Here is a 20,175-nt window from a genome sequence, read left to right as displayed (position 1 = left end):
ACTCGCCAAGGCCTGCCCGGTTAACAGGGGCCATGCCATGGAGTTTCTAACCCAATCGGAGTACGCGGCGCGTCGTGGCTGGTCCCGCGCCTACGTCTCCAAGCTGAAAGCCCAGGGCCGCCTGGTCCTGGTCGAAGGCGGAAAGATCGATGTCGCCGCCACCGAGCAGCTGCTGGCCGAGTCCAGCGACCCGAGCAAGGCCGCAGTGGCCGAGCGTCACCAGCGCGACCGTGCCGACAAGGACGTGCACGCCCACGTCACCCCCGCCGCCCCGGCTTCCCTGCCGCCACAGCCTGGCGGTGGCAGCGCGAACTTCCAGAAGGCTCGCGCACACCGCGAGCACTACCTGGCGCTGCTGGCCGAAGACGAGTTCCGCAAGGGGCGCGGCGAGCTGATGGAGCGCGAGGTGGTCGACCGCACCGCGTTCGACGTAGCCCGCACCCTGCGCGACCTGCTGATGGGCCTGCCCACCAAGGTCGCCGGTGAGCTGGTGGCGATCACCGATCCCTGGGAGATGGAGCAGCGGCTGACGGCGCTGATCCGTGCCGCCCTGGTCGACGCCGCCAGCCAGATCCAACCACCTGCCGCCAGTGAGGCCGAGGAGGCCGCATAGCCATGCACCACCACTATGCCGACGGTGCCGCCGCGTACCGGGCGGCATACGTCAGGGGCCTGACTCCCGACCCAGACCTGTGGGTCGATCAGTGGGCCGACGAGTTCCAGCGCATCCCCCGCGAGGCCGGCGCGGCAGAGCCCGGCAAGTACCACACCGAGCGCACGCCCTACGCCCGGGAACCGATGCAGTGCCTGTCCCCGGCGCACCCCGCCAAGCGCGTCGTCACCATGGTGGCCTCGCAGCTGATGAAGACCCAGATCGGCCTGAACTGGATCGGCGCCTGCATCCACCGGGCGCCGGCCAACATCCTCGCGCTGTTGCCCAGCCTCGGCCTGGCCAAGCGGGTTTCCTCGCGGATCGGCAAGAACATCGACGCCGTTCCCCAACTGCGGGCACGGGTCGCCAAGGCTCGCTCCCGGGACGCCCGCAACACCATCGACACCAAGGAATTCGAAGGCGGCACGCTTTACTGCACCACGGCCGGCTCCGCCTCCAACCTCGCGGAGCTGGCGGCGCGCTACATCTACGGCGACGAGATCGACCGCTGGGAGATCGACATCAACGGCGAGGGCGACCCAATCGAACTGGCCGAGGCGCGCGGCTCCACCTTCGGCCGCCGGGCCAAGTTCTATTACTCCAGCTCGCCCACCATCAAGGGCGTGTCGAAGATTGCCGACCTGTTCGAGCAGAGCGACCAGCGGCACTACTACGTGCCCTGTCCGCACTGCCGGCACATGCAGGTGCTGGAGTGGGAGAACCTGAAGTACAGCGACGACTTCGCCCGAGTCGACTACCTCTGCGCCAACGAGGAATGCCACGCGCAGATCGAGGAGTCGAGCAAAGCCTGGATGCTCGCCAACGGCGAATGGCGCGCCCACGGCACGGGGGATGGCGAGACGGTCGGCTTCTACCTCAACGCCCTGTATGCGCCCCTCGGCTGGGTCAGCTGGGCCGGCCTGGCCAAGCAGTACGTCAAGGCCAAGCGCGCCGAGGAGCGTGGCGACCTGGAGCCCATGCAGGTGTTCTACAACACCCGCCTGGCACGGGTCTGGGATGCCTCCCAGGAAATGACCAACGCCAGCGAACTGAAGGCGCGGGCCGAAGACTATCCCCTGGGCCAGGTGCCCAATGGTGCCGTCATCCTCACTGCCGCCGTGGACACCCAGGGCGACCGCCTGGAGTTGCTGGTGATCGGCTGGGGCGAAGGCATGGAACGCTGGGTGGTGGATCACCAGGTGCTGATGGGCAACCCCTCCGACCTGCGCACCTGGGACCTGCTCGACGAGCAGCTGAAGCGCCGCTATCGGCACGCCTCGGGCGTCGAGCTGGCCATCGTCGCCACCGCCATCGACTCCGGCGGCCACCACACGGACGAGGTCTACCAGTTCGCCCGCCTGCGGCGCTGGCGCAACGTCCTGGCCATCCGTGGCCACAGCAAGCCCGGCCGGCCCGTGATCGCGCAGCGGCCTTCGAAGGTGGACTACACCTGGCAGGGCAAAACGGAAAAGGGTGGCGTCGAGCTGTGGATGATCGGCACCGACACCGCCAAGGACTGGATCTACAACCGCTATCCACTGGCCGAAGGGCCCGGCGCGCTGCACTTCTCCAAGGACCTGGCGGACGACTTTTACGACCAGATCGTGGCCGAACGGAAGATCACCCGCTACGTGAAGGGCCACAAGCGCACTGAGTATGTGAAGCCCAAGTCGGCCCGCAACGAAGGGCTCGACCTGCTCACCTACAACCTGGCCATGGCCCATTACCTGGGCATGAACCGCTACAGCGTCAACGACTGGGCCCGGCTCCGCCAGGCGGTGTCCCAGGCCAGCCTGTTCGCAGACCCGGTGCCTCAGCTCAGCAACCCGGCCGCCCCGGAACCGCAGCGCGAAAGCGCCGCGCCCGCAGCGGCTGCACCGAAACAACCCAACCCACTGGGGCGCCGCTTCACCCGGAGCAGCTACCTGAAACGGAGGTGACCATGTCTCCAGCCGAACAACGGCTTGCAGAAGTGCGGGAGTCGATCTCCGACATCCTCAAATACGGGCAGAGCGTCCGCAAAGGGGACCGGACCCTGGAAAGGGCTGACCTGGGCGCACTGAGGCAACTGGAATTGCAATGCGTCGAACAGGTCGGCCTGGAGAGGAACGCTGCCCGGCGCAGCCCGAAACAGATCCGTCTGAGCCATGGCGGCAAGGGGGTCCTATGAGTCGCCCGCGCCAGGCCGCCAAGCGCGTGCGGGCCAGCTACGAGTCTGCCGGCACCGGCCGGCGCGCAGCCAGCTGGGACGCGCCGGACGCCTCACTCAACGCCCTCGCCACCGCCGCCTTGCCGACCCTGCGCAAGCGCAGCCGCGCGGCGGTCAAGAACGACCCCTACGCTTTCAGCGCCATCTCCAAGCGGGTCAGTAGCCTGATCGGTACCGGCATCGTGCCGCGCGCCAAGATCAAGGACCCGGCCATCCGCGCCGCGCTGCAGGAACTGTGGGACGACTGGACCGACGAGTCCGACGCCGACAACCTCACCGACTTCTACGGCCAGCAGGCGCTCGTCGCGCGGATGGTCGAGGAGAGCGGCGAGTGCTTCGTGCGGCTGCGCAACCGCCGCGCGGACGACGGCTACGCGGTACCGCTGCAGCTGCAACTGCTGCCCTCCGAGTTCGTTCCCGCGAACAAGAACTTCCGCACCAAGAGCGGGAACCTGGTGCGCGCGGGCATCGAGTTCGACCGCCGAGGGCAGCGGGTGGCGTACCTCATGTACCGCTACCACCCCGGCGACACCGCCGCCAGCCAGGGATACAACGAACTCTACCGGGTGCCGGCCAGCGAGGTGCTGCACATCTTCGAGCCGCTGGAGGCCGGCCAACTGCGTGGCATCCCCCGGCTCGCGCCGGTGCTGCTGCGGCTCAAGTCCCTGGACAACTACGACGATGCGGTGCTGTTCCGGCAGGAGGTGGCCAACCTGTTCGCGGGCTTCATCAAGCGGCCGGTCAACGAGACCCGGCTCAACCTCGATCCGCTCTCAGGGCAGCCTCCCGTGGCGGACCGTGACGGCGCCTCCATGGTGGCCCTGGAGCCCGGGACCATGCAGGAGCTGGAGGAGGGGGAGGAAGTCATCTTTTCCGATCCCCCGGACGCTGGCAATTCCTATGTCGAGTTCATGCGGCAGCAGCTGCAGGCCGCTGCTGTCGGCGTCGACCTGCCCTACGAACTGCTGACCGGCGACATGGGCGACATCAGCGACCGCGTCCTGCGGGTGCTGATCAACGAGTTCCGCCGCCGCATCGAGCAGCTGCAGCACGCGGTCTACGTCTTCCAGCTCTGCCGCCCGGTGCGCCAGGCCTGGCTCGACACCGCCGTGCTGAGCGGCGCCATCGACCTGCCGGACTACACCCGGCGCCGCCGCGAGTACCAGCGCACCCGCTGGGTGCCCCAGGGCTGGGCCTACATCCACCCCGTCCAGGACCCCCAGGGCAAGATCCTGGAGATCAAGGGCGGCCTCGCCAGCCGCACCGAGCACGTGCTGCGCACCGGCATGGACGCCGAGCAGGTGGACGACGAGAACGCCCAGGACCAGCAGCGCGCCGCCCGGCTCGGCCTGCAATACACATCCGACCCCGTCGCCCCGGCGGCGAACCGCAAAGAGGTAACGACATGAACACCAAACTGAGCTACCGGCTGGCCGTGGCCCTGCTGCTGGCCAGCCTGGGGCTGGGCACCCTGGCCCGACCCCGGGTACTGAACCGAGCCGGCCAGGCCCAGGTGCAGGACCAGCACTGGTACAGCATCAAGGCCCAGGGCGAGGGAACCCAGCGTGTCATCGAGGCCTATGTCTTCGGCGAGATCGGCACCTGGGGCCTCAGCTCCGGGGACTTCGTCGCCTCGCTCAAGGCCGCCGACGACGGCGTGTCGCCGGTGGTGGTGTACTTCGACACCATCGGCGGCGATTGCTTCGACGGCATCGCCATGCACAACCTGCTGGCCAGCCTGGGCGAGCGCTGCACCGCGCGCGTGGTCGGGGCCTGCTTCAGCGCCGGCAGCGTGGCCGCCAGTGGCGCCCACCGCGTCGAGATGGCCGATAACGCCCTGTGGATGATCCACAACCCCTGGACCTGGATGGCCGGCGACAGCGACGACCTGCGGCGCATGGCCGACATGATGGACAAGGCCACCGACGCCATCGTCGCCAGCTACCAGCACCGCCCGCTCACCCTCGACGAGACCGAGCTGCGCCGCCTCATCACTGAAGAAACTTACATGACCGCCGAGGAGGCCAAGGCCGCCGGCTTCGTGGACGAAGTGCTGCAGGACTCCCAGCCGCTGGTGAGCAACAGCGAGCGCGGCAAGATCCTCAACCGGTTCCGCAACCTGCCCGAATCGGCCCGCGCCCTGCTGGCCTCGGACCCGCCCGCCGATCCCCCGGCCGATCCGCCCGCAGACCCGGCGCCGGAGAACGAGCCGGCGCCGGAGAACGAGCCGGCGCCCAACGCCGAGGAGGTGGTGGCACTCACCAGCCAACTGCTGGCCGCCTGCAAGGAGGCCGGCCTGCAGGACCATTCCGCGCAGCTGCTCAAGGCTTGGGGCCTGAAGGGCGAAGCGGAGATCCGCGCAGTGATCGACCGAGGCAAGGCGCTCAAGGCGCTCTGTGACATGGCCAAGCTGCCCGGCGAGCTGGGTGGCCTGCTGGCCAGCGGCGCCGACGAGACCGCCGCCAAGGCGCTGCTGTACGACAAGGTCGCCGCCCGTAGCAACACGGTCGAGCTGAGCAATCAGCCGCCGCTGGAGACCCTGCAGGACAAACCCGAGCGCCCGGCGCTCGACCCGATTGCCATCTACCAGAACCGCCGCCAGCCGGCCAAAGGAGCCCGTAAATGAACATCCGCAAAGAGCGCCCCCACGCGGGCGCATTCCTCCTCTCGGAGGCCAACGGAACCCGCAGCCGCGAGATGATCATCATCACCGCCGGCTCCGGCATCCTCGATGCCGGCACCGTGATCGGCCGCATCACCAGCGGCAACACCATCAGCAGCGCCGCCAATGCCGGCAACACCGGCAACGGCGTTGTCTCCGGTGCCGCTGTCACCAGCGAGGCCCTGACCGGGGTCTACACCCTCAGCATCACCAAGGCAGTCGCCAACGGCGGCGAGTTCGAAGTACGCACCCCGGGTGGCGATGTGCTGGGCAAGGGCAAGGTGGGAACCGCCTTCAGCGTCGGCGGGCTCAGCTTCACCCTGGGCGACGGTGCCACCGACTTCGCCAAGGGCGACGGCTTCACCTTCACCGTGAAGGCCGGGCAGGGCGAGTGGGGCCCCTACAGCGACACCGGCACAGACGACGGCCGGCGCACCGCAGGCGGCATCCTGTTCGCCCCGGTGGATGCCACCGACACCGACGTGAAGGCCGTGGCCATCGTCCGTGACGCCGAGGTGGTCGAGCGCGCCCTGATCGGCCTGGACGCCCCCGCACGCACCGACTTCGCTGGCCTGGGCATCGTCATCCGACCCTGACCCCTCACCCCAACCTGACACCCTGAGCCCCGCTGATGCGGGGCTCGTCATTTCAAGGAGCCCATGATGGCTGAGATTTCCATTTTCGAAGACGAGGCGTTTTCGGTCCCCAACCTGGCCGTGGCCATCAACGCCGACCACGTCGTCCCGGGGCAGATCGCCGCCGCTGGCCTGTTCAGCGAGACCCCCAGCAGCACCGTCACCCAGCAGATCGAGAAGGACGGCGACACCCTGGAGCTGGTCGATGCGGTGCCGCGCGGTGCCCCGGGCCAGGCGGTGCTCAAGGCCGGTCGCGAGCTGATCCCCTTCAACTGCGTGCACCTACCGCAGGAATTCACCATCTACGCGGATGAGATCCAGGGCATTCGCGCCTTCGGCTCGCGCACCGAGCTGGAAGTGGCCCAGGACTTCGTCAACCAGCGCCTGGAGAAGACCCGCCTGCAGCTGGACCTGACCCACGAATTCCAGCGGGTCGGGGCCATCAAGGGCCTCATCCTCAACAAGGACGGCTCGACGCTGCTGGACCTCTACCAGCGCTTTGGTATCGAGCAGCACAGCGTCGAAATCAACTTCGCTGACGACGTCAGCGCCCAGTTGGTCGACGTGCTCGACGCGCAGGAGGACGCCATGGGCACCACGCCCTACAGCGGGCAGATCGGCTGGGCAGGGCGCAACTTCTGGAAGGCCCTCATCGGCGCCGACTCGGTGCGCGAGACCTACCTGGCCAGCGAGGCAGCGGCCCAGTTGCGCGGGGATCGCCGCGAGGCGTTCGAGTTTGGCGGCGTGCTGTGGATCCGCTATCGCGGCAAGCTGGCGGGCGCCCCGTTCGTGGGGGATGACGATGCCTACGTGGTGCCCGACAACGCCCCGGACCTGTTCAAGACCATCTTCGCGCCGGCCAACTACATGGAGACGGTCAACACCCCCGGCCTGCCGTACTACGCCAAGCTGGAACCGATGGCCTTCGGCAAGGGCGTGAAGGGCGAAGCGCAGTCCAACCCGCTGCACATCTGCACCCGGCCCCGCGCCAACATCAAGCTGACCCGCAAGCCATGACGTTCGCGGCCGCCATGGGCCGCGCGGACGACATGATCATGGGCTCCCTGTGCGATGGCATCGGGGAGTACCAGGACACCCGCTACGGCCTGCGCGTAGGTGGGTTGCGACTGATCGTAGATCGCAACCTGTCTCACCAGGGGCCCGAGGGCATCATCGTCACCGGCGCGGTCGGCGTCACCTGGCAGAAGTGCTGCCTGCCCCGCGTCAAGCGGGGCGGTCTGTTCTGCCTGGATGGCGCGATGTTCCAAGTCGATGACCTGCTGGACGACGACGGCCACATCGCCACCGCAGTCTGCACGGAGGTCGAATGAGCAACGTACTGACCGAGGTGCGGCGGGCGCTCGTGGCCCGCGTCCAGGGCATCACAACAGCCGAGGGCTTCCGAACCGACATCGGCTACCAGGTCCTGACCGGGTGGCTGAACGAGGTGCTGAACGAAAAGGACCTGCCGGACCAGTTCGCCCTGATTCAGCGGGCGAAGAACAGGCCGCCAGAGGCGGGCCCGGGCGCAATCAGGATGCACTGCGGCTTCTTCGTCATTGGCCTGGTCAAGGCTGACCTCCTCGACTACGAAGACGCGCTCGAGGCCATGGAGCTGGACATCTGTCAGGCCCTCATGCCGCGCATCGCCGGGGTCCCGGAGGGCTTCCCGAAAGGGGTCACCGCTTTATCGCTCGGGGCTACCGAGACCTTCCCGCCTGGGGAGGGCCAGCGCCATGCCGGGGTACTCGTTCCCGTCCATGTCACCACCATCATCCAAGAGAAAATCCGCCGATGAGCAACGCGAAAACCGTGCAGCTGGTCGAGGTCGAGCTCGCCAGCGAACACCGCCACAACGGCGTCGACCACAAGGCCGGCGACAAGATCAAGGTCACGAAGCGCCAGAAGCTGTTCCTGGAGCAGTCCGGGAAGATCGGCGCAGTGGTCCTCAGCAATCAGGCCACTCCGGCCATCACCAAGGAATAAGCCATGACAACCAGAAAAGAGACAGTGGTCATTGGCGGCCACCTGAAGATGCGCGAAGCGGGCAGCGGTCTGCCCTTCCAGAAGGTAGGTTTGGTGAGCACCATCCAGCACACCACCGAGACCAACAGCCTTTCCTTGCCCGATACCACCACCCCCCAGGGCGGCGAGTACGACAGCCTGGACCGCGTCACCTCCGTGGGCCTGTCCATCAACTTCCGCGAGATCTACACCTGGGTGCTGGCTGCCCTGGTGTGGGGTAGTGCCACCAGCGTGGCCGCCTCCACCGTCACCGGCGAGAAGCACGTCGCCGCCGTCGATGGAACCATCGCCCTGGACAAAATGCCCCTCACCATCGCGGGTGTAAGTAACGAGGCCGGTGACGTCGACTTCAATGAGTTCGACGACTGGAACATGACCGGCTCCGGGATCGAGGTGGTTGCAGGTGGTGCCTTGGAGGCCGCTATCAAGGCCTCGCCCAGCGGCACCCCGTACAAGGTATCGGTGGATTACAGCTCGGCCGCCGTTGACGTGATCGAGGCGCTAACCAACAGCGGGAAGACCTTCGAGTTTCTCTTCGAGGGCGAGAACGCCGCCGGCACCCAGAAGCGAGTCGAGGCCCGCTTCTTCCGGTGCCGCCTCAACCTGGCCACCACCATGGACTGGATCAACACCGAAGACTTCGGTGGCTTCGAGGCCACGGCCAAGGTGCTGCGCGACGACACCAAGGTGGGTGCGGGCGTCTCGAAGTACTTCCGAATCAAGAAGGAGTTGGCGGCGTAGGAGCGCCCCTAGTGCCGGCCCGGCCAAGCGCTGGGTTTCGGCACTGTCGCTCTGCTACATTCCCCCCCCTTTCTAGGGAGGGAAGTCATGGCCAACGAAAGACCCGCAAACTACCTGCCACCAGCCGTTTCATATGGCGCTTTGGTGTGCATCGTGCTGGCTTTCTCTTGGATTCTGCTTGGAGGGCCGACAAGCCTTGAAGAGCTGAGTGAGAGGGCATCGACCCGCAGCGCGGCCGTAGAGGCGTTCGTTGCTGCGCCGGCCGAGTCTCGACCCTCGACAGTCACGGATGCTCAGTGGCGTGACATCAAGAGCGCTGAGTACAGAAAGAGAGCGGCCTTCAGCGGCATATTCTTGGGCATGAGTTTCGACGACCTTCGGCAGCATGCCGTTTGGTTGAGCCCCGAAAGCGTTGGTGCGCTCCACGATGACGGCACTCAGTCGCTCTTCTACCGAGTCGGATTCAAAGGTGAGCTGGTCCAGCTGGTGTTCAGCAATGGGCGCCTCGGCAGCGTCCAGTGTGACCCAGCCTGCCAGGTCGACGAGCGAACTCGCCGGCAGCTAGGCCTATGAACAGACAAAACCCGCTTCGGCGGGTTTTTTTATGGAGAACAGAAAGTGAAGCAAGACGTTGACCAGAGTCTGTCGCAGTTCATCGGGGCGGCTGTGCCGATTCCTCTGCGGGCGCCGGGGTACGAGGTGCATCTGATCCAGCTACGGCAGGTACCAACAATCAACCGCTGCCTGGCCCCGCTACGCAAGGAGTTCGAGCACCTGGCCCAGGCGTTGGCAGCAGCGCAAAGCGAAGGTACCGACCTGGGTGGGCTGTTCGATCAGGCGCTGGCAGGCATCGACGTCATGCAGATCCTGGAGGAGCACCGCCCGCTCTTGCTGGAACTACTCGCCGAGATCACCCGGCGTACCCCCGATGAGATCGACACCCTGGAGCTGGACGACCTTCTGGGCCTGTTGGCTGCTGCTGTGGAGCTGAACCTCGATTTTTTCTTCCTGCGCCTGCAGCCGCAACTGCGGGCGAGCCTGGTCGAGCTGGCCGTGGCGATTTCTTCGAGACGGCGCAGCTCCTGATCCAGAACGGGCATACCCGGGCCTCCATCCTGGAGATGTCCCTGCCGCAGCTGCGCGGCTACCTGCGTGCCCTCAACCACATCCGCAGTTCTGATGACCGCCTGAACCTTTGCATTGCCCGCGCAGCCGGTGCGATTGAAGAGGACTTCAAGGCCTTCATGAAATCGCTATAGAGGACTTCCCATGAGCAGTGACATGTCGATTGGCATCGTCATCGGCGGGGCCGTGTCTGCCGCGTTGCGAAACAGCATCAAGGATGCAACCAAAAGCCTGGGGCAGCTGGGGCAGGAAATCGAGGCGACTTCGAAGAAGGGCCAACTGATCGACGGCTTCAACAAGGCCAAGGAGTCCGCCAAGGCGGCAAGCGCTGAGTTCTTCGCGAACAAGAAGCGCGTCGAGGACCTGAATCGCGCGGTAACCCGGGCCGGCCAGCCGGTCAAAGCGCTGGACTTGGCGCTGGCTCAGGCGCAGCGTGCATTGGAGCGTAGCAAGCGCTCCATGGCGGCGCAGACCACCCAGGTCAACAACTACCGCAGGGAGTTGCAGGCTGCTGGGATCGATGTTCGCAACCTGGCCAAGGAGCAAGAGCGGCTCGCCGGCGAATCCGCGCGGTTGCAGCGGATGCAGAAAGCGCAGGCTCGCGCGGACGACTTTGCTTCCCGGCGCACCGCCGTGCGCGGGGAAGGGCTTGGCCTGGCAGCGGAAGCGGCGACGGTTGGCTATGCAATCAAGGCCGCCGTCGATCCGGCGGTGCGGCTTGAGACGGCGCTGAAGAAGGTGGAGGCTCGCGTCGATTTCTCTTCTCCGCAAGGCATCGTAGACCTCCGTACGCAACTGGAGGCGCTGTCTGAAGAGACAGGGATCATGGTGCCGGAGCTTGCCGAGGCTGCGGCGCTGGCGGGGCAGTTCGGCATTGCAGGCGACAAGGTGGCGGCGTTCGTGAAGCAGGCCACGCAGGTTGGCGTGGCCTTCGACATGAGCAGCGCCCAGGCCACCGAAGCGATTTCGACGCTGTCGACGGTGCTCGGCATTCCCATTGATAAGACCGGCACGCTGTTGGACGCGGTCAACCAGCTGGCCAACAACAGCAAGGCCAGCGAGGCGCAGATCCTTGACGTGCTCGGTCGGGTTGGCGGTATCGGCAAGCAGTTCGGCTTGGCCAACACCCAGATCGCTGCGTTGGCCTCTACCTTCATCTCCCTGGGCAAATCGCCCGAAGTGGCTGCAACCGGCATCAACGCGCTGCTCAACAAGCTGCAGACCGCCGGCGTTCAGTCGGACGAGTTCAAGACCGAGCTGCAGAACCTGGTGGGCGATGTGGATGCGTTCACCCGCAGCATGGATGTGGATGCTCAGGCTGCTCTGGACAACTTCCTGGCGCAGCTGGGCAAGCTGGACACCCGTGGCCAGGCCGAAGCCATCACCGTGCTTTTCGGACAGGAGTACGCCGACGACATCAGCTTGCTCTCCGGCTCGTTGGCCGAGTACCGCAAGCAACTGAGTGAGGTTGCAGACGAAACGAAGTACGCGGGCAGTGTTCAGCGCGAATTCGAGCGGTTCAACTCAGGCGCCGCAGTAGAGGTCAGGAAAGCCACCACGGGCCTGAACAATGCCTTCGCACAGCTTGGCGAGGCCGCGCTGCCAGTGATCACGAAGATTTCGCGGCAGGTTGCGGACCTGGCGAAGTGGCTCAAGAGTACGGGCGATACCGGCCAGTCAGTGCTGATGGGGTTGGCGTATCTCCTCGGTGGTGGGTTGCTGCTGAAAGGGGTGCGTTTCCTTGGGCGGCTGATTTTCACGGAGATCGGCGGGGCGTTCACGGCGGTTAACAAAGTCGCAACGAAGGTGATGGGGGAGGGCCTGGTATCAATTGCTACCCAGAGCTTCCGCCGTATTGGTGCTGAGGCTCAGGGGAGCGCCACCATCGCTACCCGGGCCTTGGCCGGTATCCAGACTGCCGCGCGCGGCCTTACCTGGGCTCTAGGTGTGGTGGGCGCTGCGTTTGCGGGATGGGAAATCGGCACCTATCTGCGCAAGGAAGTGCTGTGGATCGAGCGCCTCGGTATCGCGCTCGCATCCCAACTCCACGCCGGGTTCGTGCTGATCAGGGGCTATGCCGAAGAGTCGTTCGAGGGGCTGAAGTTCGCGCTGTCCAACCCCCTGGACTACATGCGGCTCAGGTTCGCGAACTTCGTCAAGGACCTGGCCACCCTGATCGCCAAGATCCCCACCTTCGGCGAGAGCGCAGCCAGCGCGCTGCGTGCTGCTGCTGACAGCGTGACGGGCAAGCCGGCCACGCTCGACAACAAGGGCGGCAATAGAGAGAAGGGCCAGAGCCGATTTGGCGAGAAGCCTGGGGCAATCGAGAGCTTCAGTGTTAGGCAGGAGGCAATCCGCAAGAAAACTCAGGACGAAGTAAAGGCCATCAAGGATGGCTACTTCGAGCTGTGGGAGATGGCTGGGCAGAACGCCGACAAGACGAAGGAAGCCAATGCTGGAGCCGCCCAGGCACAGAAGGAGCTGGCCGACGCTACTGCAGCTTCACAAGAGAAGATGACCGCTGACGCTGCCGCCGGGACCAAGCAGCGAATTAGCCTGACCGACAAGGAAAAGGCTGCGCTTAAGAAGGCGGTGAAGGAACGCGATGCCCTGATGAAGGACATCAACGACCGGACCAAGAACATCATCGGTGAGAAAGGGCTGGCGCAAGCCACCTCATTCAGCCAGGCCGGCGGGCTTACCGCCAAGGCTCGCCAGTCTCTGCAGAACAAGGATTACCTCCAGGCTCTGAAGTACGCCGATCAGGCCACCGAAGTGCTTGAGGAACTGCAGAAGAGCGGCGACCGAAACACGCTGGCTCTGGCTGGCCAGGCAAAGGCTGCCCAGCGTATCGCTGAGGAGGCCTATGCCGCTATCGATGCCGCCGGCAAGGCGGCTACCGAGAAGGTGGCCAAGGTTCCGGTCAAGCCAGTCATGGACGATGCTGCGGTCGAACAGGCGAAGGCAGCCGTCCAAGCCCTTGCGGAGACCTTGAGAAACAGCCTGGTCATTACCATCACGCCAATCGTCTCGATGCCCGACGGAGTCGCCAACCCAAGCCAACCCTTCTACAAGGACGGTTCTTCCTTCACACAGTTCCCCAATCAGGGCTTCTCTGCAGGAGGCTTTACCGGGTTCGGGGGGCGGCTTGAGCCGGCCGGCATAGTGCACCGAGGCGAGTACGTGATGCCGCAACCGGTTGTGAGAGAGCCAGGCGCGATCAGCGTTCTGTCGGCGATGCGGACACACGGCGTTTCGAGGGTGCTTGAGCAGGTGCGCAAGACCTGGCGCGGCTACGACGTCGGCGGGCTGGTTGGCGATTACACCGTAAGACCTATCCCACAGGTCAGCGGCATGAGCCCACCGGCCGCCAGCTTCCCCAACCTCGGCCTGCTGGAAATCAGCGTGGGCGGTGCGCCGCCGATCCGCACCTATGCCGAGCCGTCCATGGCGGAGCAGTTGCGCCGGACGGCGATGAAGTTCGGCAGACCCTAACCCCGCCCCGTGCGGGGTTTTCATTTTCTGGAGCACCTCATGAGTCGACCTGCAGTGATGCTGGCCGGAATCCCGATTGCGAGCGCATCTGGCCGGGCAGACACCGGCTACAGCACCGAGGGGGGATGGACGGATGTCCGCCTCTCTGGCGGCAAGCTGTACCGGATGACCCACTGGAGCAAGGAGAGCATCCGCCTCAGCGGCTCCGGCTGGATGGGCCCGGGCTTCGCCGCCGTGGACTTCAGTCAGCCGCAGGAGCTGTGGCTGGCGGACCCCAAGTCGATGGCGGGGCGCACGGCGGCGGACCGGGTCTTCACCCTCACCAGCGACGTGCGGCCGGACTTCCCGCCGATTGGCCTCGCCCTGGTGGGCCGTGACTGGGAGCGCACCGGTGTTTCGCTGGCAGGCCGTGTGGCCACCCTGGACCCACTGCCCGGCGCAACGGCGTACCGCGTTCACTGGCTGCCCCGCTACCTGGTGTTCTGCAGCCCGCCGGAGGAGGCCATCACCGGCACCGCCGGCGGCGGCCAGTTCGATTGGCAGTTCACCGCGAGGGAGGTGTGATGCTCAACCAGTACCCACTCAACAGCACGCCGATCAACGGCCTGGCGGAGGAGGGCAAGGCGCCGCCTGTGTACCTCACGGCCGGCTACGCCACGCGCTGGCGCCCCGTGGTCACCGTGGGCGGCGCGGACCTCACCGAGCGCATCGCCGGGGTGGTGGACGTGGACCGGGAGGAGGGTGCCGCCGGCATCGCCCAGTTCGACCTCTTCTTCGAGCCGGGCAGCGAGGTGCCGACTGATCAGGCCGATCAGGTGGTCACCATCGACTACGTGGCCGAGGTGGACGGGCAGACCGTGACCGCGCGCCTCTTCACCGGCGCCGTGGCTGAGCCCTCCTGGTCGCCCACCAACCGCATCATGTCGATCAGCTGCACCGACCGCCTGCAGCAGCGTGTGGAGGCGCTGACCCTCGCCCAGGTCGAGGCGCTGACCCCCGGCTTCTGGAGCGCCGACGTGTTCGAACCGGTGGCCGGGCGCAGCCGCTGGGACTATGCCCAGGAGCGCATGAGCACCCTCACCGCCAGCCTGGACTGCTCCGCCCAGGGCGAGTTGCGCGTCACCAGTTGGTACGCCGCCGCCCCGGCCTTCGTGTTCGGCGACGGCACGGCGGTGTTCCAATCCATCTCCGTGGCGCTGGCCCAGCTGCGCGAGGCCACCAACCGCGCCGAGCTGGAGGTGAACTACCGCTACCAGCGGCTGTGGCAGCTGAACGAGAACTACAGCTGGCAGCATGTGGGCGAGCACGGCTTGACCGAAATCCAGGGCTTTTGCCAGTGGCGGACCTGGAGCACCGAGACGCCCAGCGTCGAGATGGTGGAGAGCGCCATCGAGGGCAGCGGGCAGGTGCTGATCGGCACCCCGCGCTACCAGCTGTTGCCGGCCAGCAGCGGCAACCCCTGCGGCGACGGCGTGCCGTGGATCAACACCAACACCGCCGAGCAGCTGCTGCTCGCCGCCGACGTCACCGGCGGGCGGCGCTGGACCCAGACCGTGACCGAGACCTACCGCATCACCCTGGCCACCGCCGCCGGGCTGGTGGAGGCCACCCGCGTGGTGAGCCGCGACAGCCTGTCGTTCGAGGTGGAGGACGAGCGCGTCAGCGACTGGGAGAACTCCCTGACCTCCGTCGCCCAGTCCGACCTCACCGGCCCGCCCAGCCTCCCTGTGGGCGTGCCGAGCGGCGGCTGGGCGTGGACCCCCAACGGCGGCCAGGTGGACGTGATCGATGAGGCGCGCCGCGTGGACGGCCTGCGGGTGGGCATACGGCGGGCGGCGGTCGAGCTGATCAGCGCCCACCGGCAGACCACCGTCAGCTGGGACGTACCCACCAGCCTCGCCCTGGACGTAGACCTGGTGCACACCCTGGAGCTGGATGACCAGTACACCCGGGCGCGGGGCAAATGCCGGCGCGTGCAACACCGCCTCGACATGGACAGCGGCGAGGCCATCACCACCCTGAGCATCGCCGTCATGCGCGGCGGCGGCGACAGCGACGTGCTGGTGGTGCCGGGCCGGCCCGACACCAGCGTGCCACCCCTGAGCAGCACCCCCGGCCCGCCGGATGCGGGGCGCCTGCCGACCCAGATCGGCGGCCGGCTCAACCACCCGCCGAACGCCTCCGGCCCAACCGGTGGCGGGCCCGTGGAGCCCTACGACGACGACCTGGACGGGTTCGCCGGCAACTACTCCACCACCGACGACCTGACCGCCGAGCAGTTCCCGCGGCGATTCACCCTCACGGCCCGGGAGATCCCCGAGCTGTACCGCGACGAACTGACCCGCAGCACGGAAACCCTGCTGCGGGTGGGCATCCCCAACGACCTATTGGAGCTGTGAGATGAGCAATGAGAGCGACCGCCGCAACAGTGGAGCGGCGAACGAGGCCGCCCGCCGCGCGTCGGGCGCCGCCAACGAAGCGGCCCGGCGGGCCAGCGGAGCAGCCAACGAGGCCGCGCGCCGAGGCGACAGCCAGCAGGTGCAGCGCGACCTCAACCGGCTGGTGCGGCCACCCATCCGCCGGCAGGAGCTGCGCACCGTGGCCGCGCGCGGTGCAGCCCCGGCCGCGCGCGGGCGCAGCGACTACGTGCCGCCTGCCACCGGCGGCGCCGGCATCGCCGGCCCCCTGCAGGAAACCGACGTCAGCGCCCGGGTCTACCACCCGATGCGCCTGGTCTCCACCAGCGACGGCCTGTTCACGTTCCGCGAGGCGCCCATCGAGCAGGTGGTGCTGCGCGACGCCAACGGCCGCGACACCGAGTTCCACTACCTGGTGGAGCCCACGCCATGAGTGCCCCGCGCACCGCCCAGGTGCGGCCGCCCGTACCGCGCCGGCTGGACACCTGGGGCTGGTGTTGGCATGGCCAGGTCATCGAGCCGTACAACGCCCAGAACTACGTGCAGCTGAGCAACGGCGAGCGCTACCGGCTGGACTACCAGCTCACCTACGGTATCGAGCCTGGCCACTGGTCCTACCTGTGGGACATCGGCCTTCCCGACCGCATCCCCACCGGGGACGAGATCGGCGCCGGCGCGGCCTGGTGGGGGAAGGCGCTGCTGCGTTTTGGGCGTGGCCGACTGGTGGCGTACGGCGGCACCGCCTTCCGCAGCAACGAATGGCCCGTGCAGCTGGATGGGCAGGTGGGGCGCGTGTGGATGCAGACCGCGCGCAGCGGCGACAGCCTGGCGTTCGTGTTCGAGTTCAACCACTCGATCATCGGGCAGGCCGCGAGCCCCGTGCGGGTGGAGCTGCCGGCCATGGACGTGGGGCAGACCGGCCAACCGCCGGTCTATACCGGGCGCACCCAGGGCTCCCCGCAGATCGAGGGCTGGGGGCTCAACCTGATCGACATTCTGCCCAACGGGCGCAGCGCCCTGTTCAGCATCAACCCGGGCTTCTCCAACGACTGGAGGCGCGGCGGCTTCGCCATGCTCGGCCTGTTGCGGGTCGACGTCGGCGGCACCCTGGCCGCGCCCACGGCCTCGGTCACGGTAGTACACAACCGGACCGGCGCCATGGGCGACCTGGTGGACGAGCTGGATGACGGCATGGCCGTGGTGCGTCTCGGGGCACACCCTGCCACCACCACCGGCAACCCGGTCTGGCCATCCTGCGAGACCCAGGTCACCACCCGGCCCGCCGGGTACGAGCGCGGGGCCGCCGAGGCCGACATGAGCGGTTACGAGGGCACCTCGACCGCGCGTTACGGCCAGCGCAACGCCCTGGTGGCCGCCTGGTTCCGGGGCGACGGCAGCGTGGCCGAGGTACGGATTGACGCCCTGGCCGAGGTCACAGCCACCTCCACCATCACCGACAATTCCAGCGGCGCCCGGGTGATCACCTCCACCTACCGCAACAACGGGTCCCAGTGCGTGGGCGGCGACACCACCATCGAGGACGATTCGGTCTACGAACTGGTCGGGCAGCGGGAGGAAGTGCAGCGCTACAACCTGGTGCTGCGCGGCCCGGACGGCGAGACCGTCGACACCCTGCAGCTGGAGCGGCGCGAGCACCTGCACGACCGCTGGCGCCTCACCACCGACGGGCGGGACGTGGAGGCCAGCGTGGTCCAGGTCTCGTACGAGGTGCTGGAGAACGGCGAGGAGCGCCACCGCGCGACCGACCCGCCCAAGGAGACCAACTGGGGCCGCAACCCCTGGGGCTACAACCTCACCCGCGTGGGCGTTGGCTACAGCGCCCAGAACGGCCTCTGGCAACAGTGGCGGCTGGACCACAGCGTCATCTACGCCTCCAACCGCACCGTGTGCCTGGCCCGCCTGCAGCGCAACATCGAGAACGGTGGCGGACCCTACCAGGTGCGCTACGGCCCGCTGATCACCTCCCGGGGCCTGTACCCCGACCCGGTGAGCATCACCGTCCCGATAACCAACATCGTCCAGCTGGAGGACGGGTTCGACCGAACCGACATGCGCCCGGTCAACCGGTGCAGCCTCAACATCGTTACCGGCCAGGTGGAGCGCCACCGGGCAGACATCATTTCCCATGGCTGGGTGTAGGAGAAACCATGCTCAGATTCATCAACAACTGGTCGGCCGAGCTGCTGCAGCCGCTGGCCTCCAACGCCCTGCAGTTGGAGGTCGCCCCGGATCTGGCCGCACGGCTGGAGTTCGGCGCCGGCGACCACTACCTGCTGACCCTGCTGGACACCACGCCGGGCTCCACCGCCTATGAGGTGGTGCGGGTCACCGCTGCCAGCGGCGGCGTGCTGACCCTCGCCGAGCGCGGTGTCGAAGACCGCCCGGCCCAGGACTGGCTGGCCGGCGCCCGGGTGATCTGCTCCTGTACCGCCGCCACCCTCCAGGCGCTGGCCGCAGCGGGCGGGGGAGGCGGTGCCGGCGGGTACGGCCAGCAGATCCTCGACGTGACGTTCGATGGCACCTACACCCTCACCGACGACCACGGCCTGGTGGAAATGCGCCTGAACCAGATGGAGAGCCCCGCCAGCCTGGTCATCCCCAACGCCCCGCGCCAGGTGGACGTGTTCATCCGCAGCAGCACCGGCTCGCCGCCGTTCACCATCAGCACCCCGGGCAACACCCCCACCGTCGAGGGCAGCACGGGCAGCTGGTACACCAGCAGCGGCACCGACCTGATCATCGAGAACCTCAACGGCATCGTCTGGGGCCGGCTGTACGTCAACCCCAACGCCGGCACCTGCCATCTGCTCGTCCTGCACGAACGCTCGTTCGACACCTGATTCCACCCCTAGCCCTGGAGTAGCCAGCCATGCAGCCGGCCCGCCTAGACCTGCCCGTCATCCCGGGCGCCACCCTCAACCAGCCCCTGCTGCTGATGCAGCCCGTCTACCAGTACCGACCCATCACCGCCCTGGCTGGCACCGCCCCGGTGCGCCTGCAGGTGCCCGCCCACGGCCTGCCCGGGGACTGGTTGGTGTGGTGCGAGGGCGTGCCCAACTGGCCCGACCTCAACCAAGACAAAGCGCGCAGCCCCGGCCGCCTGGCCCGCGTCGTGGACCCCGACACCCTGGAGTTCAACGACCTGGCCGGCCAGGGCCGCGGCGCCGCCAGCGGTCTGCTGGTCTACCGCCTCCCGGTGGACCTGGCCGGCAGCGAGATCCGCGCCGAGATCCGGGGCGAGGGCGCCGCCCCCATCCTGCTGACCCAGGGCAACGGCGGCGTGCAGCTCCAGGGACTGGGCCAGGTGCTGCTGATCCTCACCGCCGAGCAGACCGCCGCCATCACCTGGGCGCGCGGTGAATGGGACCTGACCATCACCCACCCCGACGGCACCGTGAACCGCTGGGTGGCCGGCCAGGTGCTGGTGAACAGCGGAGGAGGGTGCGCCCATGGCTGCTGATACCCCCGTCGTCGTTGCCGTTGCCGAAGCGGTGGCCCTGGTGGTGGAGCCGACCCGGGTCGCCGGGGTGGCCATCGCCGCCGGTGGCCAGGGGCCGCCTGGCCGCAATGGCGTCGACGGCGCCCAGATCAGCCAGGCCCCCGACAACCGCCTCGAATTGAAACCGGACGGGCTCTACGTCAGCGACGACCTGACGCCGGACCCGCTCGCCTATTACATCCTCGCAAAGGGCTAGAAAATGACCATGGAAACCCGCCTCATCGCCCTGGCTCAGGCCATCGGCGCCGACGTCAAAAGCCTGCGCGCCGCGCAGGGCGACCTGACCAGCCTGTCCACCACCGCCAAGGGCAACCTAGTGGCGGCCATCAACGAAGTCGTCGGCCTGGTCGGGGCCGGCGGCGTGCAGATCGACGACGGCGCCGGCAACGGCGATACCGGCGTCACCTGGTCGGCGGACAAGATTTTCGATTCCATCGAGCAGGCCAAGCAGGCCGTGAAGGACAGCATCCTGGGTGGTGCCGGCGCCGCGCTCGATACGCTGAAAGAGCTGGCGGACGCCCTGAACAACGACCCGAATTTCGCGGCCACCATCGCCACGCAGATCTCCAACCGAGTCCGCTACGACGCCGCGCAGACGCTGACCACGGCCCAGCGCCTGCAGGCCTGCCAGAACATCGGCATCGGTGACCCCGAGGCCGATTTCGCTGCCGCCTACAACACCGCGAAGGCCTGA

Annotated in this window: 23 protein-coding genes; all 23 read left to right on the top strand. The window is 67.3% G+C overall.

Annotation, left to right across the window (positions count from 1 at the left end; genetic code table 11):
- Positions 1-37: 37 nt before the first annotated feature.
- Positions 38-613 (top strand): terminase small subunit, encoded by a 576-nt coding sequence (locus tag BM198_RS05040; RefSeq protein ID WP_074968270.1) that lies wholly within the window; start codon positions 38-40, stop codon positions 611-613.
- A 2-nt stretch (positions 614-615) separates the two neighbouring features.
- Entirely contained in the window at positions 616-2,592 is a 1,977-nt protein-coding gene (locus tag BM198_RS05035; protein ID WP_074968268.1) for a phage terminase large subunit family protein, read from the top strand.
- 2 nt (positions 2,593-2,594) lie between these two features.
- On the top strand, positions 2,595-2,822 hold the full coding sequence (locus tag BM198_RS05030; protein WP_074968265.1) for a hypothetical protein: 228 nt from the start codon (positions 2,595-2,597) through the stop codon (positions 2,820-2,822).
- Entirely contained in the window at positions 2,819-4,270 is a 1,452-nt protein-coding gene (locus BM198_RS05025; protein WP_074968263.1) for a phage portal protein, read from the top strand. The genes BM198_RS05030 and BM198_RS05025 overlap by 4 nt, the downstream gene beginning before the upstream one ends.
- On the top strand, positions 4,267-5,487 hold the full coding sequence (locus tag BM198_RS05020; RefSeq protein ID WP_074968261.1) for a head maturation protease, ClpP-related: 1,221 nt from the start codon (positions 4,267-4,269) through the stop codon (positions 5,485-5,487). The genes BM198_RS05025 and BM198_RS05020 overlap by 4 nt, the downstream gene beginning before the upstream one ends.
- A complete protein-coding gene (locus BM198_RS05015) occupies positions 5,484-6,119 on the top strand; it encodes a head decoration protein (protein ID WP_074968259.1) in 636 nt (211 codons plus the stop codon). The genes BM198_RS05020 and BM198_RS05015 overlap by 4 nt, the downstream gene beginning before the upstream one ends.
- 66 nt (positions 6,120-6,185) lie before the next feature.
- Positions 6,186-7,175, top strand: a complete 990-nt coding sequence (locus BM198_RS05010) for a major capsid protein (protein WP_074968257.1) — start codon at positions 6,186-6,188, stop codon at positions 7,173-7,175.
- Positions 7,172-7,489 (top strand): hypothetical protein, encoded by a 318-nt coding sequence (locus tag BM198_RS05005; RefSeq protein WP_074968255.1) that lies wholly within the window; start codon positions 7,172-7,174, stop codon positions 7,487-7,489. The genes BM198_RS05010 and BM198_RS05005 overlap by 4 nt, the downstream gene beginning before the upstream one ends.
- Positions 7,486-7,956: a hypothetical protein gene (locus BM198_RS05000; RefSeq protein ID WP_074968254.1), complete on the top strand. Its 471-nt coding sequence runs from the start codon at positions 7,486-7,488 to the stop codon at positions 7,954-7,956. Before BM198_RS05005 ends, BM198_RS05000 begins: the two co-directional genes overlap by 4 nt.
- Positions 7,953-8,144, top strand: a complete 192-nt coding sequence (locus tag BM198_RS04995) for a DUF7210 family protein (RefSeq protein ID WP_074968252.1) — start codon at positions 7,953-7,955, stop codon at positions 8,142-8,144. Before BM198_RS05000 ends, BM198_RS04995 begins: the two co-directional genes overlap by 4 nt.
- Positions 8,145-8,147: 3 nt before the next feature.
- On the top strand, positions 8,148-8,924 hold the full coding sequence (locus BM198_RS04990) for a phage tail tube protein (protein ID WP_074968251.1): 777 nt from the start codon (positions 8,148-8,150) through the stop codon (positions 8,922-8,924).
- A gap of 87 nt (positions 8,925-9,011) precedes the next feature.
- Entirely contained in the window at positions 9,012-9,497 is a 486-nt protein-coding gene (locus BM198_RS04985) for a hypothetical protein (protein WP_074968249.1), read from the top strand.
- Between the two features lie 45 nt (positions 9,498-9,542).
- The gene (locus BM198_RS04980) at positions 9,543-10,010 is read left to right on the top strand and encodes a hypothetical protein (protein WP_074968247.1); all 468 of its coding nucleotides are present in this window, start codon (positions 9,543-9,545) and stop codon (positions 10,008-10,010) included.
- A gap of 35 nt (positions 10,011-10,045) precedes the next feature.
- Entirely contained in the window at positions 10,046-10,183 is a 138-nt protein-coding gene (locus BM198_RS30085) for a hypothetical protein (protein WP_167368449.1), read from the top strand.
- Between the two features lie 10 nt (positions 10,184-10,193).
- Positions 10,194-13,544: a phage tail tape measure protein gene (locus BM198_RS04975; RefSeq protein ID WP_074968245.1), complete on the top strand. Its 3,351-nt coding sequence runs from the start codon at positions 10,194-10,196 to the stop codon at positions 13,542-13,544.
- Between the two features lie 39 nt (positions 13,545-13,583).
- The gene (locus BM198_RS04970; RefSeq protein ID WP_074968243.1) at positions 13,584-14,108 is read left to right on the top strand and encodes a hypothetical protein; all 525 of its coding nucleotides are present in this window, start codon (positions 13,584-13,586) and stop codon (positions 14,106-14,108) included.
- Positions 14,108-15,943, top strand: coding sequence for a hypothetical protein (locus tag BM198_RS04965; protein ID WP_074968241.1), 1,836 nt, complete (start codon positions 14,108-14,110; stop codon positions 15,941-15,943). Before BM198_RS04970 ends, BM198_RS04965 begins: the two co-directional genes overlap by 1 nt.
- 1 nt (position 15,944) lies before the next feature.
- Positions 15,945-16,394 carry a hypothetical protein gene (locus tag BM198_RS04960; RefSeq protein ID WP_074968239.1) on the top strand — a complete coding sequence of 150 codons (450 nt, stop codon included), beginning with the start codon at positions 15,945-15,947 and terminating at the stop codon, positions 16,392-16,394.
- Positions 16,391-18,121 carry a hypothetical protein gene (locus tag BM198_RS04955; protein WP_074968237.1) on the top strand — a complete coding sequence of 577 codons (1,731 nt, stop codon included), beginning with the start codon at positions 16,391-16,393 and terminating at the stop codon, positions 18,119-18,121. The genes BM198_RS04960 and BM198_RS04955 overlap by 4 nt, the downstream gene beginning before the upstream one ends.
- 8 nt (positions 18,122-18,129) lie before the next feature.
- Positions 18,130-18,822, top strand: a complete 693-nt coding sequence (locus BM198_RS04950; protein ID WP_074968235.1) for a hypothetical protein — start codon at positions 18,130-18,132, stop codon at positions 18,820-18,822.
- Between the two features lie 29 nt (positions 18,823-18,851).
- Positions 18,852-19,442 carry a hypothetical protein gene (locus BM198_RS04945; RefSeq protein ID WP_074968233.1) on the top strand — a complete coding sequence of 197 codons (591 nt, stop codon included), beginning with the start codon at positions 18,852-18,854 and terminating at the stop codon, positions 19,440-19,442.
- Positions 19,432-19,677: a hypothetical protein gene (locus tag BM198_RS04940; protein WP_074968232.1), complete on the top strand. Its 246-nt coding sequence runs from the start codon at positions 19,432-19,434 to the stop codon at positions 19,675-19,677. Before BM198_RS04945 ends, BM198_RS04940 begins: the two co-directional genes overlap by 11 nt.
- 9 nt (positions 19,678-19,686) lie before the next feature.
- The gene (locus BM198_RS04935; RefSeq protein WP_244165670.1) at positions 19,687-20,175 is read left to right on the top strand and encodes a hypothetical protein; all 489 of its coding nucleotides are present in this window, start codon (positions 19,687-19,689) and stop codon (positions 20,173-20,175) included.

The sequence above is a fragment of the Metapseudomonas otitidis genome, from assembly GCF_900111835.1.
Lineage (GTDB): Bacteria > Pseudomonadota > Gammaproteobacteria > Pseudomonadales > Pseudomonadaceae > Metapseudomonas > Metapseudomonas otitidis.
This window is presented reverse-complemented; position numbering and strand designations above follow the sequence as displayed.

What these genes read in the sequence shown, in the direction of transcription:
- BM198_RS05040 (WP_074968270.1), top strand. Translation starts at nt 38, where the DNA reads ATGGAGTTTCTAACCCAATCGGAGTACGCGGCGCGTCGTGGCTGGTCC.
- BM198_RS05035 (WP_074968268.1), top strand. Translation starts at nt 616, where the DNA reads ATGCACCACCACTATGCCGACGGTGCCGCCGCGTACCGGGCGGCATAC.
- BM198_RS05030 (WP_074968265.1), top strand. Translation starts at nt 2,595, where the DNA reads ATGTCTCCAGCCGAACAACGGCTTGCAGAAGTGCGGGAGTCGATCTCC.
- BM198_RS05025 (WP_074968263.1), top strand. Translation starts at nt 2,819, where the DNA reads ATGAGTCGCCCGCGCCAGGCCGCCAAGCGCGTGCGGGCCAGCTACGAG.
- BM198_RS05020 (WP_074968261.1), top strand. Translation starts at nt 4,267, where the DNA reads ATGAACACCAAACTGAGCTACCGGCTGGCCGTGGCCCTGCTGCTGGCC.
- BM198_RS05015 (WP_074968259.1), top strand. Translation starts at nt 5,484, where the DNA reads ATGAACATCCGCAAAGAGCGCCCCCACGCGGGCGCATTCCTCCTCTCG.
- BM198_RS05010 (WP_074968257.1), top strand. Translation starts at nt 6,186, where the DNA reads ATGGCTGAGATTTCCATTTTCGAAGACGAGGCGTTTTCGGTCCCCAAC.
- BM198_RS05005 (WP_074968255.1), top strand. Translation starts at nt 7,172, where the DNA reads ATGACGTTCGCGGCCGCCATGGGCCGCGCGGACGACATGATCATGGGC.
- BM198_RS05000 (WP_074968254.1), top strand. Translation starts at nt 7,486, where the DNA reads ATGAGCAACGTACTGACCGAGGTGCGGCGGGCGCTCGTGGCCCGCGTC.
- BM198_RS04995 (WP_074968252.1), top strand. Translation starts at nt 7,953, where the DNA reads ATGAGCAACGCGAAAACCGTGCAGCTGGTCGAGGTCGAGCTCGCCAGC.
- BM198_RS04990 (WP_074968251.1), top strand. Translation starts at nt 8,148, where the DNA reads ATGACAACCAGAAAAGAGACAGTGGTCATTGGCGGCCACCTGAAGATG.
- BM198_RS04985 (WP_074968249.1), top strand. Translation starts at nt 9,012, where the DNA reads ATGGCCAACGAAAGACCCGCAAACTACCTGCCACCAGCCGTTTCATAT.
- BM198_RS30085 (WP_167368449.1), top strand. Translation starts at nt 10,046, where the DNA reads ATGTCCCTGCCGCAGCTGCGCGGCTACCTGCGTGCCCTCAACCACATC.
- BM198_RS04975 (WP_074968245.1), top strand. Translation starts at nt 10,194, where the DNA reads ATGAGCAGTGACATGTCGATTGGCATCGTCATCGGCGGGGCCGTGTCT.
- BM198_RS04970 (WP_074968243.1), top strand. Translation starts at nt 13,584, where the DNA reads ATGAGTCGACCTGCAGTGATGCTGGCCGGAATCCCGATTGCGAGCGCA.
- BM198_RS04965 (WP_074968241.1), top strand. Translation starts at nt 14,108, where the DNA reads ATGCTCAACCAGTACCCACTCAACAGCACGCCGATCAACGGCCTGGCG.
- BM198_RS04960 (WP_074968239.1), top strand. Translation starts at nt 15,945, where the DNA reads ATGAGCAATGAGAGCGACCGCCGCAACAGTGGAGCGGCGAACGAGGCC.
- BM198_RS04955 (WP_074968237.1), top strand. Translation starts at nt 16,391, where the DNA reads ATGAGTGCCCCGCGCACCGCCCAGGTGCGGCCGCCCGTACCGCGCCGG.
- BM198_RS04950 (WP_074968235.1), top strand. Translation starts at nt 18,130, where the DNA reads ATGCTCAGATTCATCAACAACTGGTCGGCCGAGCTGCTGCAGCCGCTG.
- BM198_RS04945 (WP_074968233.1), top strand. Translation starts at nt 18,852, where the DNA reads ATGCAGCCGGCCCGCCTAGACCTGCCCGTCATCCCGGGCGCCACCCTC.
- BM198_RS04940 (WP_074968232.1), top strand. Translation starts at nt 19,432, where the DNA reads ATGGCTGCTGATACCCCCGTCGTCGTTGCCGTTGCCGAAGCGGTGGCC.
- BM198_RS04935 (WP_244165670.1), top strand. Translation starts at nt 19,687, where the DNA reads ATGGAAACCCGCCTCATCGCCCTGGCTCAGGCCATCGGCGCCGACGTC.